Origin of the sequence: Planktothrix sp. FACHB-1355 (genome assembly GCF_014748295.1) — a bacterium.
Classification (GTDB): Bacteria; Cyanobacteriota; Cyanobacteriia; order Cyanobacteriales; family Aerosakkonemataceae; genus Aerosakkonema; species Aerosakkonema funiforme_A.
The window spans coordinates 1-14,987 of record NZ_JACJUP010000037.1; the positions used below are offsets into that span (position 1 = coordinate 1).

The following is a 14,987-nucleotide window of genomic DNA, read 5'->3' on the forward strand; positions in this document are numbered from 1 at the left end:
TGACGGGCACGGGCAATTACCAAACTGTCATCTGGCACATCTTCTGTGACAGTCGAACCGGCGGCGACAGTGACATCCGATCCTAATGTGATTGGGGCGACGAGGACGCTGTTGGAACCGGTTTTGGTACGATCGCCTATTTTGGTTTGATGTTTGTTCACTCCGTCGTAGTTGGCGGTAATTGTGCCGGCACCGATATTAACGCGCTCTCCTGCGGTTGTGTCTCCCAGATATGATAGGTGAGCGACGTTGCTGCGATCGCCCAAAGCAGTATTTTTCAGTTCGACAAAATTGCCGATGCGACAACCGTTACCTACTTCGACGTGACCGCGCAGGTGGGCGTAAGGGCCAATCCTGCTACCCGATTGTACTGCACTGTCACTAATAACGGAATAAAGTATAGTGACATTTTCCCCAATGTGACTGTTTTCGATCGAACTGCCAGGGCCAATTCTGCTGCCAGATTTAATGACTGTTTGACCGCGCAAATGAGTTTGAGGTTCGATGATTGTGTCGGGTTCCAACAGCACCGTATCATCGATGGTGACGCTCTTTGGGTCAATGATGGTGACACCGGCAGCCATCCACTTATCTTTGACTCGCTCTTGCAAGATCTCGTAAGCTGTTGCCAGTTGCTTGCGATCGTTTATCCCCAAAATTTCCTCATAGTCTTCTACATCTACCGCCATTACCGGTTGCATCAAGTTACAGGCGTCAGTGAGGTAGTATTCTTTTTGGTTGTTGTCGGCTTGCAGTTGGGGCAGGACTTTTGCTAATTGAGGCCAGTTGAAGCAATATATTCCTGCATTAATGCGATGATTTTGCTTTTGGGCTGCATTGCAGTCTCGGTCTTCGACAATTTGTTTAATTAGATTTTGGCCGTCGCAGAATACCCGACCGTACCCTTGCGGATTGGGTACGTGGGCGGTTAATAGGGTGACGGCATTGTGATGCTGCTGATGAGTTTCGATGAGATGTTTGAGCGTTTGCGATCGCAGTAGGGGAACATCCCCATTTAAAACCAGCAGGTCGCCTTGGAAACCTTCGAGATGGGGCAGTAATTGTTGAACTGCGTGTCCTGTTCCCAATTGTTCGGTTTGTTCGACAAATTCCAAATCTGGGATATGTTGGAGGGCTGCTTTCACCTTTTCTCCTTGATATCCGACGATTGCCAGCTGCCTTTTCGGTTCGATCTCCAACGCTGTGAGAATAATTCTTTCAATGAGCGATCGCCCACCCAAGGAATGCAGTACCTTGGGCAGATCCGATTTCATCCGCGTCCCGCGTCCCGCCGCTAAAATTGCTACCGCTACCATTTTTCTTGAGTCAGTCTACTCCCCACGGAGTATACCGCGCTTGGAGTCATTCTGTAGCTACTATGACTTTTGAGTTTTTCTCTGGCCAATAGTGTGAATAAATTCCGTAAATTGAGACACAAGTTTGGGGTTTCGCCAACCTTTTGCTGTTTCTTCATCAATAATTCCCAGTGCTTCTGCTGGCGTAAATGCTTTTTTGTAAGGACGTTCGCTGGTCAGGGCGTCGTAAATATCGATAATTTGAAATACTTGAGCTAGCAAGGGAATATCGTTACCGGCAAGGCGATCGGGATAACCGGTGCCATCCCAACGTTCGTGGTGATGGCGGATGATCGGGAGTACGCCTCGCATTGTCCGCAGCGGTTGGCAAATTTTTTCGCCGATGATGACGTGCTGCTTCATGATCTCCAGTTCTTCGGGAGTAAATTTTCCTTTTTTGAGCAACACAGCATCAGGGATACCCACTTTGCCGATGTCGTGCAGGTATCCTCCCCACATCAAGTCGCGAATATCTGCGCGGGAAAGGTGGAGATATTCGCCGAAGGCTTTACCCATATCCACTAACCTTTCGCAGTGGTCGCCGGTGTTGGGGTCGCGGCTTTCGATCGCCCGGGCGATCGAGAATACGACTTGTTCTGCATGGTCTAAGTCTTCGTTGAGACGCTTTTGCCGTACCAGCGACTTAACGCGAGCTGCGAGTTCTAAGCGATCGAAGGGTTTGGTGAGAAAGTCGTCTCCCCCTGCTTCTATGCCTCGGATGCGGGATCTTCTATCGTTGAGTGCGGTAATAAAAATTACCGGGATTAACCGTGTTTGTTCATCTTGCTTTAACTGTCGGCAAACTTCAAACCCATCCATTCCTGGCATCATTACATCCAGTAGGATGACGTCTGGTTTGGATTCCAAAACCATATTTAGGGCTGTCGGTCCATTCTCTGCTTCTAACACTTCATAACCTTCCACCGCCAGTAATGCTGCTGCTGTCATCCGACTGGCCGGATGATCGTCAACCACAAGAATTTTTGGCTGTTCTGATTCGCCGCTATCTGGGGTTGGCGAGGATATACTGAAAGACGTTGAAGCGCCGAATGGATCGAAAATTGTTGGCTCATGCGGCGGCTTAAAAATATTACCGCCACACGAGCCGGAATCAGTATCAAAACGAGGACTCAAGGCCACAGTCGCCTTCCTAATAGTTCGAGGATTTTCACTGTATCTGAAGAGTAAGTCAACTATTTCACAAAGAGCAAGGGATTATTTGCTCTGTAGGCTACAGAATTCAATGATTTATTTGCGTAAACATAGATTGGTAGAACCCTTACCCTATACCAGCATATAACTAACCTTAAGGCTGTGATAAGCGATTGGGGTAGTTGCGATCTCGATCGCAAATCTTCCGCTTGCCTGTGGAGTCAGGCTTGTGGAATACGGTAACTTAATTTTGGGTGAATAACCAGCGCTTTTTCCACTGGGCGGTTGGTTCTAGAGAAGAAGTTCCTTGTTCTATTTTACGCCTGAGTAGAATTGTTTCAGCCGGATCGCAAAGATTTGGATCGCGATAGGGAATGGCAGCACGAGTTTGTAAGTGTTCTTGTTCTTGTTGGGAGAGTGGCGGCAGGTAGGTAGGAGTTGGCAACCTGCTCCTACAAGCCACTGTACCTGGAGAGCGCCTGCCTACTGGTGGTGCGGAACCTATTTGCAAATTAGCTGCCATCAATGCCGATCGCACTGCGGCGGCACAAGAATAAGTGGCGAGAATACCTTCTGGTTTGAGGCATTTGGCTACTAATCCCAAAAATTCTACCGTCCACAGTTGGGGATTCTTGGGTGGGGAAAAAGGGTCGAGAAAAATGGCATCTGCCTGGAAGCTTTGACAGATCTGCTCAATTGTGATTCTGGCGTCGCCAATTAGCAAGTTTGCTTGCAGCTGGGTTGTTTTTACTTGGCGATCGGCAGCTAACTGGGCAAGAATTTCCGGGATGGGATGAAGCCAGGTGTCGGTTAAGTTGTGTGCGATCGCCGCTTTTGGTACCGTTGGGTCTAACTCTAGTGCCATTAGCTCTACGCGGCAGCTGGGATTAACTTCCCAAATAGCCGCCAAGGCAGCAGCTGTGTTATAACCCAAACCGTAACAAATATCCAACAGCCGCAAGCTCGGTTGCACAGCTTTGGATCTTAAAGCCACTGGATTGACAAATTTAAGTTCGGCTTCTTCAATCGCACCTGACGCACTGTGAAAGCTTTCGCCAAATTCAGCGGAAAAGAAGGTAAAGGAGCCATCTTCTGTGGGCAGGGGTGTAAAAATGCTGCTCTCTGCCATTGTTTCTCTGGGAATAATGACGATCGTACTCTCCTGTTTTATCAAAAGTATATTCGGGTATGGGCCATAGGCGAGCGCACTACATTTTTAACTGCGCTGCGGGGGATCGATCTAGATAATGTTTGGCGGGAACTTTAAAATCCCGCTTTTCTGTCTAATATAGTTGATGATTTTTATGGCCGCAAGCGCTCTCGTTTTAGATTTAAATACATTTTTAAATTTCAAAAATATCATATTTTGGTATTTGCCTTTTTTAATGGATATAAAGCGCTTCGATTCTTGGTATTTCTGACCGATCGAATCATCCAATAAAATTAAATTTATGTAAAATTGATTTACTTTTATGGGCAAATATGATAATGTATAAAAGAATCAAATCCTAATTTGAATAAGCGGCAATCAGGAGAGTTCATGGAAAATAAAATTAGCGATAAAAATCGGCGAGAATTTTTAAAATATATGGTATTTGGGACGGCTGGAACTGTTGCCCTTGGCTGGATGCTACCGGAGAAGAGTTTGAGCCACGAACGAAGAAATACTACCACACCTTGCACTCAAAACCGGAACAGCGAAGCTTGTCAAAATTATCTTCGCGGCGTACCGGCGCTGGATAGTAATGGCAAACACTTACAAGAAAGTACTTTGCTGGCAAGTGCGGTAGCGGGTCGTCCGGTGCTGGTACAAGGATTGCCGAGACCAACATATCTAGTAGTTAATGATGGACCGAAACTAGCCGGTTACGCAATCAATCCCAGTTGTCCGCACCACAAATGTACTGTGGAATGGAAGACGGAAAAAAATGTTTTTGTTTGCCCCTGTCACGGTGCGACATTTGATGCCCAAGGTAAGGTAACTAAAGGGCCTGCCAGACGCAATTTACCATTAATCACGGTGTTAGTTCAAGAGGATGATGTGCTGTTGGTCGATCGCGCACCGGCAACAGATCCGCGCCGATGATGAAAAGAACGGGAGAGGGAGGAATTTAAAGGAATTTCGTGCTGGCATATTGCGAAGATTGCATACCGGGAAAATCCTTTTCAGAGAAGCTTTATTTGGGGTTGAGGGAAACTGGGAATTGGAACGGTATCGCCAATGTCAAATTGCCGCAGTGCAGGCGGATGCGATGCACGAGTTCCACCCTCTTCATCGCGATCGTCACATCGGGGAAAAGGCTTTTCGTCACCTTAGAGAAACTTGAGAATTAGCAGCAAAGTTAAACGCGCCTTGCATTGTTACGGTATGCAGTTTTGAGTACGATTTAGTAGATCGCCCTTTTGACCGATGTTGGGAATTCTTCTGGAACTTGTCGCCGCGTTGCGACAATTGGACGATCTGGTATAAAATTGGTAAATTTACATTACTTTTAGCCTGTGAGATGGGAACAATAACGTAATCTATTTTGACATAGTTATCAAAATCTGTGACAAGGAAACTTAAATGGTAAAGTCTCGCAGGCATCAGGGAGCAAAGTGGGCAAATAAACTACTTTTTACTAAACAAAATAAACTTGATTTAAAAAAAGTCGAGATAAGCGATCGCCAACAGATTGACAAAAGTAATAATACCGATGTAAAGGCAAGAAACTTATCTATAAATTCAGCTAATTGGGAAGATGATTTCGGACATCAATGGGGAGAAAGATTTTTAGCAACTTTATTATTGATGGGTCAAGTAGTTGTGCGCTTGCTCAAAGGTAAAGTTGATAGCCGCAATATCATGGAACATATGGCAAATGTAGGACTCGGTTCCCTGAATTCAGTATTGATAATCGCCTATTTTGCCGGGATGATTTTTACAATTCAATCGGCGCGAGAATTAATTCGTTATGGGGCGCTTTCGGCGGTAGGAGGTGCATTTGCCTTAGCTTTTTGTCGGGAATTAGCACCAGTTTTAACAGCGAGTGTGGTTGCGGGACAAGTGGGTGCGGCTTTTGCGGCAGAAATAGGAGAAATGCAAGTAACAGAGCAAATTGATGCTTTGTATATGTTGAGAACAAATCCGATTGATTATTTGGTTATTCCGCGTGCGATCGCCTGTTGTTTGATGTTGCCTATTTTAAGTGTTTTTTCATTGTTTGCAGGCATAGGGGGAGGTGTGTTTGTCGCATTCTATTTTTACCATTTACCTGTGGAGGTGTTTCTGGATTCTGTCCGGGATTTTTTAGAATTAAAAGATTTGTTTGGCGTCGTTATCAAAGCTTTCGTTTTTGGCGGAATGATAGCGATGATTGGTTGCGGTTGGGGACTCACTACTAAAGGCGGGGCAAAGGGTGTGAGTGCTTCTACCAAAGCAGCAGTTGTGACTAGCTGGGTGTGTATTTTTATCGTCGATTTCGTTCTTTCGCTCGCGATATTTAATGAGTTGAGTATTAACTGAAATGAAAAGCGATCCAATAATATTGGGTAATGGTTGTTGGTGAAAATTTAACCACAGATGAAAAGAGATGAACACAGATGAACACAGATACTTTGACGGTACCGAGGCAACCGGATATGATGTAAGCTGTTTGGTATTTAAACTACTAATTATAGGTGTCAGGTGCGTCAGACAGACCAGTGAAAATTATCGGGGAAATTTACATATCTGACGCACTCTACAATATGTCGTGAAAATGCAGTACAGCTTCAAAGGTGAATCAGACTTTGATAAACCAACGCCGCCAATACATGAGATAGGCAATTGCCAACCAAAATAGTAACGTGACTGTGGCGAATAAGAGGGAACCGTTCATTCCACCCCCAAAAAGATGTTCGTAAATCCAATTGTAAGTAGTGGGTGCGTTATCGCCAGTACCGATATGGGTTTTTACCATAATTTTAATTGCCAAAACGGAAGCGACAAATATAAAAATGGCATTCAATCCCAGCACTTCAAAAGGTTTTCCCCAACGGCGGAGTTCGCGGATTTCGATTAATTCATAACAAGCTGCGAGTAATAGCATCGCCGCACCAACGGAGTAGAGAACGTAGGAACTTGTCCAGAGTTTTTTGTTGATGGGGAAGAAGAAACCCCAATCCCAACCGAGAACTAGACAAATAATGCCAATTAATGCTAAATTAATACTCGTGCGCGTGGTAATCGGTTCGTCGCGCAGCCATTTGCCGGTCAGATAGCCAACGAGTGTTGTGGCAACTGCCGGTAAGGTGCTGAAGAGTCCTTCCGGGTCTCCCATCGAGTTGAAATTATCTCCTTTATATAGATGTGCTGCCGGAATGATGAGACGATCGACATAAGCTCCGAAATTTCCTTCTCGTGTAAGAACACCAGCACCGTAATCGGGAACGGGAATATAAATCATCGCCGCCCAGTAGCCGATGAGGATAAGTAAAATTAGCGCCCAGATCGCTTTTCGCGGTAAGTTGAGAATAGCGATCGCCGCAAGTAGGTAGGCGAGACTGATGCGCTGCAATACGCCCATGATTCTGATATTGCTCAAATCGTAATTCCAAAAACCGTTGAGCAATAAACCCAGGAGGAAGAGGATGAGGCTGCGAGTGATAATCCGCCGATAGACAGAGGCAGTTGGGTGTTTGGTTTTGGTGTACTTAGAGAGGGAGAAGGCCATCGCTACACCAACGATAAAGAGGAAGAAGGGAAAGACTAAATCGGCGAAGGTGCAGCCGTTCCAGTCGGCGTGTTCTAGGAAGGGGTAAACTTTGTCGGCGACGCCAGCCATGTTGACAAGAATCATGCCTGCGATCGCAATGCCTCGAAAGACATCGAGTGAAATCAAACGCATAGAAAAGAAGCTAGGGATTAGGGGCTAGGGGTTAGGGGATGGAGAAATTAGCAATATAGATTAGGCATGAAATTTTTGCACTGGGTAACGTTAGTTTTATTGCTGACAACAGCAAGTGCGTGTAACTTAACTCGCGCTTCCACAAATCAGGGAGATAGGGCGCAGTCAGGAGAACGCGCTGCTAATCCTAGCAATTCTGCGGTGCGATCGGCACCCCTCTCGCCGACACCCATCCGCATCAACTCTGCTTCCTTACCGCCACCTTTCGCTACCCAAAGCGCGTCTAAGTCTCCCAAAGTTGTCGCGATTCCGAATAACCCGACGTTGCGCGTACCGACAGGGTTTAAAGTTAACGTTTTTGCGGATAATGTAGATGCACCGCGTTGGTTAGCGATGACTCCGACTGGCGATGTGTTGGTGACGGAAACTCGACAAAATCGGATTAGTTTGTTGCGCGACACGAACGGGGATGGCGTTGCGGATGTGAAGAAAACATTTGCGACATCCCAAAATAAGTTAAATATTCCCTTCGGCATGGCTTTTGCAGACAAATACTTCTTCGTCGGTAATACAGGCGAAGTTTTGCGCTTTCCTTATACTAGAGGACAAGAGCAACTTTCCGGAACGGGAGAAAAAATTACCGAACTGACTCCGGGAGGATATCGCCAACATTGGACGCGCAATGTGGTGGTTGCGCCGGATGGAAAAAAGTTGTATGTTTCGATCGGTTCTCGTTCTAATGTGGATGAAGAACCATTACCTCGCGCTTCGGTGCAGGTGATGAATTTGGATGGTTCCAACCGTCAGACGTTCGCTTTTGGTTTGCGTAACCCGGTCGGACTAGATTTTCATCCCAAAACGGGAGAACTTTACACAACCGTCAACGAACGGGATGGTTTGGGCGATGACTTGGTTCCCGATTATCTGACGCGGATACAGCAGGGAGAATTTTACGGTTGGCCTTACGCTTACCTGACTCCCAATAAACTCGACCCGCGTCGTGTTAAAGATGGAAAGAGCGATCGTCCCGATTTGGCAAGTCGAACAAAATCGCCGGATGTACTTTTTCAAGCGCACTCTGCTGCTTTGGGAATCCAGTTTTACGATGGTAAGACATTCCCGGAAAAATATCGCAACGGTGCTTTTGTCGCTTTTCGCGGTTCCTGGAATCGCGACCGGGGTACTGGTTACAAAATTGTGTTTGTTCCGTTCGGCGATAACGATCGCCCTTTGGGATATTACGAAGATTTTGTCACCGGGTTTTTGCTAGACCCCGCAGCACCCACAACTTGGGGGCGTCCGGTCGGTGTGTTAGTTCTACCAGATGGGAGTTTGCTATTTACCGAGGAAGCGAATAACCGTATTTATCGGGTTAGTTACCAGCCATAAGAAATTATCCGAAACATCCGCGACAGACAAAAAAAACATCTGTGTTCATCCGTGTTCATCACTCTTCATCTGTGGTAAAAAAATCAACCAAAACTTCCCACGGGAGAGACTTAACAGACGATCGCACTCGCAGTGTATCCTAAAAAGATTTTTTACCACAGATATCCACAGATGAACACAGATGAACACAGATGTAGCTGTAGATTTTTCGTGAGTGAAGCATACAATGCCTCTTTTGTCAAGTCTGTCTCCGATCGGGATCGATCGCTCTCTCTGGAAACTCGTGATTCGTGATGGCTTTATCTTGGTGGAAAATGGCTTTTCTCTCGGTCGCGATGTCTCTGAAACGCTTATTGTTCCGTAGCTATGCTGGAAAATTGGTAAAAAAAGTCTAATTTATCATTAGTATTCAGTCTATACTAAATCGCTCAAATCGCGCAAGTAGGTTTAATAAATAGGAATTTTTCTTAATTAGTTATCTGTGCGATCGGGGTCAAAATTGAGATTTGATTTAAATTTCCAAACTAATCTGCCATCTTGTATGAGATTAGATTATTCTCCGGTCAGAGTCATCGCGAAAAAAGATATATTATCTTCTAGAATCTCTTCTTGTGCGCTCTTTTTCCTCTGCCAGGAGTTTTTCCAAGCGAGACTTGATTTCCAAATGACGGGCGACGCCTTCATAAGCATAGCGATTGTAGCCGTTATTTTGAATTAGTTTTTCCAGATAAAGAATGCGATCGTCCGAACTGGGGTGAGAAGAAAGAAAGGCGATCGGTTCTATCCTATTTAAATATGATAGTCAAAAGTCAAGAGTCAGAAATGAGGAAAACGCCGATCGCTCTTTATCGACAGGGCAATGCTAATTCCCCCAGAATGGATAATGTTCGCAGCCAGGATGTGGAAACTTACGAACAGAACGATCGAGTTTGGGTGGTAGCAAATTCAGGAGGCATTTCCACCTTCGCCACCCAAGGCGCGGGTAAAAACTGGTGGAAATTAGATGCGGGTACTGACATTCCCAGTGAACTAACCCCAATTAATGACTACGGCAACCACTGGTCGTGGGAGCCAAGTTACACTATGCTTGTGGATGAGTACAAAGCAGCGTTGCGACTGATAGGCGCGTCTTTCTATAAAGTGAGTTAATGTTTGTCGAATTACTGTTTTGATTAATTTTTAGTTTATAGTTGACAAAGGAAGCTCCGATGGAATTATCGCCAAAAGCAACAAAGTTTATTATTGAAGCTCTCGATTATCGGATTAAGGCATATCGAGACAGCCTCGATGATCGAGATTTGGATGAAGATGAGATTTCCGATATCACCAATGATGCGATGTTTTTGGAAGAGTTGCGGAAAGAACTGGTGAAGACTCTGAATAATAACGGTAAAGCCAAGATTTCTTATCCTTCTGAAACCGCATCTATATAATAATGGCTGAATTTTGGTGAAACAATGGCACTCTAGGTACGTTGTTGCGCTTTAGCGCCTATGTGGGGCAGGGCGAAGCATATGCCTGACGGCAGGCTATGGCCTACGAATATGAAAATTTTTGAGATACAGAAATTGTCGCCCGTTCTGCGAAGCAGTTCCCGAAGGGTATGCTTCGCCCCTACAGCGATGGTATCAATGACGCCAACACGATCGATGCTACAAATGCCACAATGGGTAAAACTCATTACACCTGTGTTTGGTGAGTATGCTATCTTATCGCTGGTTGCTTTCCTCTGGCTGCATCGCTTTGCTTCTGTCTGGCTGTGGCAGTAAGCAACTTTCGAGTAGCGAAATTGCTAACCAAGTCGAAGGTAGTGTTGTTCTAATCAATTACCCAGACCAAGCCGGACATGGAACTGGCTTTTTTGTAGCTGGGGATAAGCAAGTTTGCACTATTCTCACGGCGCGTCATGTCGTACCTGTGGGTGGGAAAGTGCAGGTGCAAACGCCAGATGGGAAAATTTGGAAGGATACTAAAGTTCAACGCTTCCCAAATCAGGATTTGGCTATTGTCACCTTTGAGGCGGGAAGTGAAAATTGCGCTTATCCAGCTTTGAAGTTGGGAGATTCGGATCGGGTGAAGAAAGGAGACACTATATATATAGATGGATTTCCTCGGCGTGCGGGTAAATTGGTAAAGCAGTTTGTGGGTGGATCGGTAACAGCGATCGAAAATACCGTTGATGGTTATGGTATTTCTTATCAGACTACCACTGCTGGCGGGATGAGTGGCGGGCCTGTGGTGAATCAGGCGGCGGAGGTAATTGCCGTTCACGGTCGCAGCGATGTGGAAATTGCTAAGTTGTCAGAATTGAAGGGGGAAAGTCCGCCGTCTCAGCAGCAGTCTACGGGAAATCCAGACTCGAATGAAGTCGGGGCGGAAGTTGGTACTTTTAAGTGGGGTATTCCGAGTAATATTTATAAGGTAAATATTTCCGGTCTGGCTAAGTCTATTGAGACTACGGCTACAGATTTTTGGAATAGTGGGAATGATTTGATTGCGTCTCAAAAATATGAGGATGCGATCGCATCTTACGACAAAGCCATTCAATTCCAACCTGACTACCATGAAGCTTGGTATAACCGAGGCTATGCGCTAGGGGAGTTGAAACGGTATGAGGATGCGATCGCATCTTACGATAAAGCGATTCAATTCAAACCTGACAAGCATGAAGTTTGGTATAACCGAGGCATTGCGCTAGGGGAGTTGAAACGGTATGAGGATGCGATCGCATCTTACGACAAAGCGATTCAATTCAAACCTGACAAGCATGAAGCTTGGAATAACCGAGGCAATGTGCTATATAATTTGAAACGGTATGAGGAAGCGATCGCATCTTACGACAAAGCCATTCAAATCAAACCTGACTACTCTGATGCTTGGATTAACCGAGGCATTGCGCTACGGGAGTTGAAACGGTATGAGGATGCGATCGCATCTTACGACAAAGCCATTCAATTCAAACCTGACGACCCTGATGCTTGGAATAACCGAGGCAATGCGCTAAATTATTTGAAACGGTATGAGGATGCGATCGCATCATACGACAAAGCGATTCAATTCAAATCTGACTATGCTTATGCTTGGTATGGTCGAGGCTATGCGCTAGATGATTTGAAACGGTATGAGGATGCGATCGCATCATACGATAAAGCCATTCAATTTAAACCTGACGACCCTGAAGCTTGGACTGGTCGAGGCGTTGCGCTAGAGAAGTTGAAACGGTATGAGGAAGCGATCGCATCTTACGATAAAGCGATTAAGCTTGATCCTAACGAGCAATATGCGATCGACAACCGCCAAAACTTATTAACCAAACTAGGGCGATCGAAATAATACCAAATCACTTATCTCCAGAACCAGCCTTGAGATCTTCCTCTGCCAATAGACTTCCCAAATTAATCACAGGGGAAGATCTGGAAAAACTAGGTGCAACTGCCACAGAACTACTACTTTGTTCAACACTACCACGATTTCGCAGCGCCTCTGTCATATCCCGCAGAGACTCATAGCCATCTGCCAAAGGTTTCAGGGTCACGACTAAAGAACAACCAGTAGGACTGAGCTTAGTTTTAGCGCAAATCACCGCTTGCATCGGCGTGTTGGGGTCGTTCCGATAATCGAGAGCAATCAAACCATCCTTGCGAAAACCTTCCAAGCGATCGGAAATTGTCTCACATCTTTTCTGAGTATTCCAGTCATCGCCAAAAGTATTAACCATTTTCAGCCAAGGCTGCTGACCCTTATCGTGATGATAAACCACCGTCCAAACTTCACCGCCGCGACTCGTATCAGCCGAAAGTTGGCAAGAAAAGCGATCGTTCTTACCGCCAAATAGGGTAGGCGTCCAATCCGTCGCCACAGCGTATCCCAGACCAGCAGCAGCAATCAGAACACCGATAACGCCTGCGATCGCGCCTACTTTTTCCCAACTCATGGGATTTACCCTCAAAGCAAATTCAGCTAAAGATTCTTCTAGGATAGCTCATCTAGCAGAAGGTGGAGATTTTGCCAAGCAGGAGGTAGGGGTACGCCAAAATAAAGCTGATGCGTTTTGACCGAAATATCGATGATGCGGTACTTTTGCTTTGCTGAGGGCGATCGCATTTTCTGATGGGGTGAGGGTGGGAGTGCGATCGATAATTAAAATAAATTCATCTGAGATTTTTGATTACCCATTACAACCGCTTGGGGTTGACGCGCTACGGTTTTCAACCGCCTGGGGTTCAAACCCCAGGCTCATAGCTGAAGTCCACTGAAGTGGACTGAATATTTGTGATTAACAGTCCTCTTTCAGAGGACTTGCGCTATTAGCGTGGGATTTGAATCCCACGCGGGTTGTATGTTTTTGCGATATGGTAAAGGTGCGATCGCATTTTGGAAATGATGTAAGGGTGCGATCGCTTTTTCCCAACCCCAATAACTCCAATCCGTCACACCAAAGTAATATAATGATTATAAAAAAATTCTCTAAACCAATGAACGCGAAACTTGTGGAGACTCTAGCGCAAATTATTGAAACTCTCTCCAAAGAGGAACGCACACTTTTAGAAGAAAAATTGAAAAAACCAGACAGGCGAGAAGTAATGAAACAGATCGAGGAGCATAGAGCAGAAATCAGCGCCCGTCGCGGTGGGAAACCTATTAGCCCACCAGTAGAAGATATTATCCATCAAATGCGAGAAGAACGTACCGAGCAAATCATGAGTGCTAGTTTTCCGCAGTTTTATCCAGAGGAAACTTAATATGGCATCAACTTTGGTCTGTGTTGATGCCAGTTTCATCGTGCGTATGCTGATCTACCTTACGCCAGATTCTCCTTTTGACAATCTGTGGAATCAGTGGGAAGAATCAGAAAACATAATTGTAGCACCGACATTAATTTACTACGAAATTACTAATTCGTTCCATCGCTTGGCTGTTGCGGGACAACTTTTGCCAGAAGAAGCAGATCGACTTTTGCAGGATGCTTTGAATCTCAATATCACCCTCTACGGTGACGCAGAATTGCATCGACAAGCGTTGAATCTGGCTGCACAAATGAGATTGCCAGCAAGCTACGATGCTCATTATCTCGCTTTAGCGCAACAATTGAAATGCGAATTTTGGACGGTAGATAAGCGGTTATTTAATGCGGTAAAATCGACGTTTTTCTGGGTGCATTTGGTGGAATAATAGTAATGGTTTATGATGATTTTGGTTGTTGGTTTAAAAGTTGCTGTATGTTAGCGATCGCGACTTTCTGGAATGTAGGGAATTCCGAGTGCTGCGGGGGGTGTTGATTTACCCGCTAACCCCACTAAAGCTAACAGTGCAATTACATAAGGTAACATCACTAAAAATTGATAGGGAATATTCAAATTAAAAGCTTGAATTCGCAATTGCAAAGCTTCCGTTGCACCGAATAAGAGGCAAGCAAAAGCGGTGCTGACGGGATGCCATTTGCCAAAAATTAAGGCGGCGAGAGCGATAAATCCTTTCCCCGCACTCATTCCTTCCGCAAAATATTTGACGTGAACTAATGCGAGATAAGCACCTCCCAATCCTGCGAAACAACCGCTAATTGTCACCGCTACGTAGCGCACTAAATTAACGGAAATTCCCGCAGTATCGGCGGCGCGGGGATATTCTCCTACCGCACGCAAAGACAATCCCAAACTGGTACGAAATAATAGATAAGCGGTGAGGGGAACTAATAGAAAGAGGAAATAAATTAGCGGGTCTTGGTTGAAAATCAGATTGCCGATAATGGGGATATCTTCCAATATGGGAATTGCGACTGTTTTGAGACTCGGTAATTGTTGTGCTTGATTGCTATTAAACAGTATCCGCGACCAAAAGGAAGTCAATCCAATGGCGGTAAGGTTGATCGCAAGTCCGGATACTAATTGATCGACTCGCAAAGTAACGCAAAGATAGCTGTGCAGCAATCCCACCATTCCCCCGACGGCAATTGCTGACAGCATCCCTACCCAAACATTGCCAGTAAAAAACGCTCCCGCCGCGCCAGCAAATGCACCGGATAATAACATTCCCTCCAATGCAATATTCAACACACCGGAACGTTCGGAAAAAAGTCCTCCCAACGCCGAAAATGCTAAGGGGACGGAGAGGCGCAAACTGGCAATTAAGTAATCGGTGAAAAAGGTTAAATTGTCCATTTGGATTTTTTTATTTTAACCGCAGATATAGTTAGGGGCTAGGGGCTAGGGGCTAGGGGTTAGGG

The 14,987-nt window shown here is 45.5% G+C and carries 18 protein-coding genes; 9 read left to right on the forward strand and 9 right to left on the reverse strand.

The window, feature by feature from the left end; all coding sequences use genetic code 11:
- From glmU to H6S82_RS03710, 3 genes are all read right to left on the reverse strand, one after another.
- On the reverse strand, nucleotides 1-1,316 hold a 1,316-nt coding region (gene glmU / locus H6S82_RS03700), incomplete at its 3' end, for a bifunctional UDP-N-acetylglucosamine diphosphorylase/glucosamine-1-phosphate N-acetyltransferase GlmU (RefSeq protein ID WP_191056023.1).
- Nucleotides 1,317-1,376: 60 nt separating this feature from the next.
- Nucleotides 1,377-2,495 (reverse strand): two-component system response regulator, encoded by a 1,119-nt coding sequence (locus H6S82_RS03705; RefSeq protein ID WP_322111823.1) that lies wholly within the window; start codon nucleotides 2,493-2,495, stop codon nucleotides 1,377-1,379.
- A gap of 256 nt (nucleotides 2,496-2,751) precedes the next feature.
- Complete coding sequence (locus tag H6S82_RS03710) at nucleotides 2,752-3,636, reverse strand: MnmC family methyltransferase (RefSeq protein WP_190461158.1); 885 nt, start codon at nucleotides 3,634-3,636, stop codon at nucleotides 2,752-2,754.
- Nucleotides 3,637-4,047: 411 nt separating this feature from the next.
- On the opposite strand from H6S82_RS03710, the gene H6S82_RS03715 reads away from it, so the two are divergent.
- Nucleotides 4,048-4,593, forward strand: coding sequence for a Rieske 2Fe-2S domain-containing protein (locus H6S82_RS03715; RefSeq protein WP_242056807.1), 546 nt, complete (start codon nucleotides 4,048-4,050; stop codon nucleotides 4,591-4,593).
- A gap of 91 nt (nucleotides 4,594-4,684) precedes the next feature.
- Here the strand turns inward: H6S82_RS03715 and H6S82_RS33865 are convergent, their stop codons facing one another.
- Nucleotides 4,685-4,819, reverse strand: coding sequence for a hypothetical protein (locus tag H6S82_RS33865; RefSeq protein WP_277926386.1), 135 nt, complete (start codon nucleotides 4,817-4,819; stop codon nucleotides 4,685-4,687).
- A 254-nt stretch (nucleotides 4,820-5,073) separates the two neighbouring features.
- Between H6S82_RS33865 and H6S82_RS03720 the strand changes: the two genes are divergently transcribed.
- The gene (locus H6S82_RS03720; protein ID WP_190461049.1) at nucleotides 5,074-6,012 is read left to right on the forward strand and encodes an MlaE family lipid ABC transporter permease subunit; all 939 of its coding nucleotides are present in this window, start codon (nucleotides 5,074-5,076) and stop codon (nucleotides 6,010-6,012) included.
- A 259-nt stretch (nucleotides 6,013-6,271) separates the two neighbouring features.
- On the opposite strand, the gene H6S82_RS03725 is transcribed toward H6S82_RS03720, so the two are convergent.
- Complete coding sequence (locus H6S82_RS03725; protein ID WP_190461046.1) at nucleotides 6,272-7,375, reverse strand: heparan-alpha-glucosaminide N-acetyltransferase domain-containing protein; 1,104 nt, start codon at nucleotides 7,373-7,375, stop codon at nucleotides 6,272-6,274.
- Nucleotides 7,376-7,441: 66 nt separating this feature from the next.
- On the opposite strand from H6S82_RS03725, the gene H6S82_RS03730 reads away from it, so the two are divergent.
- From H6S82_RS03730 to H6S82_RS03750, 5 genes are all read left to right on the forward strand, one after another.
- A complete protein-coding gene (locus tag H6S82_RS03730) occupies nucleotides 7,442-8,764 on the forward strand; it encodes a sorbosone dehydrogenase family protein (RefSeq protein WP_190461044.1) in 1,323 nt (440 codons plus the stop codon).
- Between the two features lie 226 nt (nucleotides 8,765-8,990).
- A complete protein-coding gene (locus tag H6S82_RS03735) occupies nucleotides 8,991-9,128 on the forward strand; it encodes a hypothetical protein (protein WP_190461042.1) in 138 nt (45 codons plus the stop codon).
- A gap of 431 nt (nucleotides 9,129-9,559) precedes the next feature.
- Nucleotides 9,560-9,913, forward strand: a complete 354-nt coding sequence (locus tag H6S82_RS03740) for a hypothetical protein (protein ID WP_199315062.1) — start codon at nucleotides 9,560-9,562, stop codon at nucleotides 9,911-9,913.
- Between the two features lie 59 nt (nucleotides 9,914-9,972).
- Nucleotides 9,973-10,197: a hypothetical protein gene (locus H6S82_RS03745; protein ID WP_190461040.1), complete on the forward strand. Its 225-nt coding sequence runs from the start codon at nucleotides 9,973-9,975 to the stop codon at nucleotides 10,195-10,197.
- 268 nt (nucleotides 10,198-10,465) lie between these two features.
- Nucleotides 10,466-12,097, forward strand: a complete 1,632-nt coding sequence (locus tag H6S82_RS03750) for a tetratricopeptide repeat-containing serine protease family protein (protein WP_242056808.1) — start codon at nucleotides 10,466-10,468, stop codon at nucleotides 12,095-12,097.
- 7 nt (nucleotides 12,098-12,104) lie between these two features.
- On the opposite strand, the gene H6S82_RS03755 is transcribed toward H6S82_RS03750, so the two are convergent.
- The 3 genes from H6S82_RS03755 to H6S82_RS03760 form a co-directional block, all read right to left on the reverse strand.
- Entirely contained in the window at nucleotides 12,105-12,698 is a 594-nt protein-coding gene (locus H6S82_RS03755; protein ID WP_190461038.1) for a COP23 domain-containing protein, read from the reverse strand.
- Nucleotides 12,699-12,736: 38 nt separating this feature from the next.
- On the reverse strand, nucleotides 12,737-12,868 hold the full coding sequence (locus H6S82_RS33870; RefSeq protein WP_255512154.1) for a hypothetical protein: 132 nt from the start codon (nucleotides 12,866-12,868) through the stop codon (nucleotides 12,737-12,739).
- Nucleotides 12,869-13,054: 186 nt separating this feature from the next.
- Nucleotides 13,055-13,198 carry a hypothetical protein gene (locus H6S82_RS03760; protein ID WP_190461036.1) on the reverse strand — a complete coding sequence of 48 codons (144 nt, stop codon included), beginning with the start codon at nucleotides 13,196-13,198 and terminating at the stop codon, nucleotides 13,055-13,057.
- 41 nt (nucleotides 13,199-13,239) lie between these two features.
- On the opposite strand from H6S82_RS03760, the gene H6S82_RS03765 reads away from it, so the two are divergent.
- Nucleotides 13,240-13,506, forward strand: coding sequence for a hypothetical protein (locus H6S82_RS03765; RefSeq protein WP_190461034.1), 267 nt, complete (start codon nucleotides 13,240-13,242; stop codon nucleotides 13,504-13,506).
- A 1-nt stretch (nucleotide 13,507) separates the two neighbouring features.
- A complete protein-coding gene (locus H6S82_RS03770; RefSeq protein ID WP_190461032.1) occupies nucleotides 13,508-13,936 on the forward strand; it encodes a type II toxin-antitoxin system VapC family toxin in 429 nt (142 codons plus the stop codon).
- 50 nt (nucleotides 13,937-13,986) lie between these two features.
- On the opposite strand, the gene H6S82_RS03775 is transcribed toward H6S82_RS03770, so the two are convergent.
- Nucleotides 13,987-14,922: an ABC transporter permease gene (locus H6S82_RS03775; RefSeq protein WP_191056024.1), complete on the reverse strand. Its 936-nt coding sequence runs from the start codon at nucleotides 14,920-14,922 to the stop codon at nucleotides 13,987-13,989.
- Nucleotides 14,923-14,987: the final 65 nt, after the last annotated feature.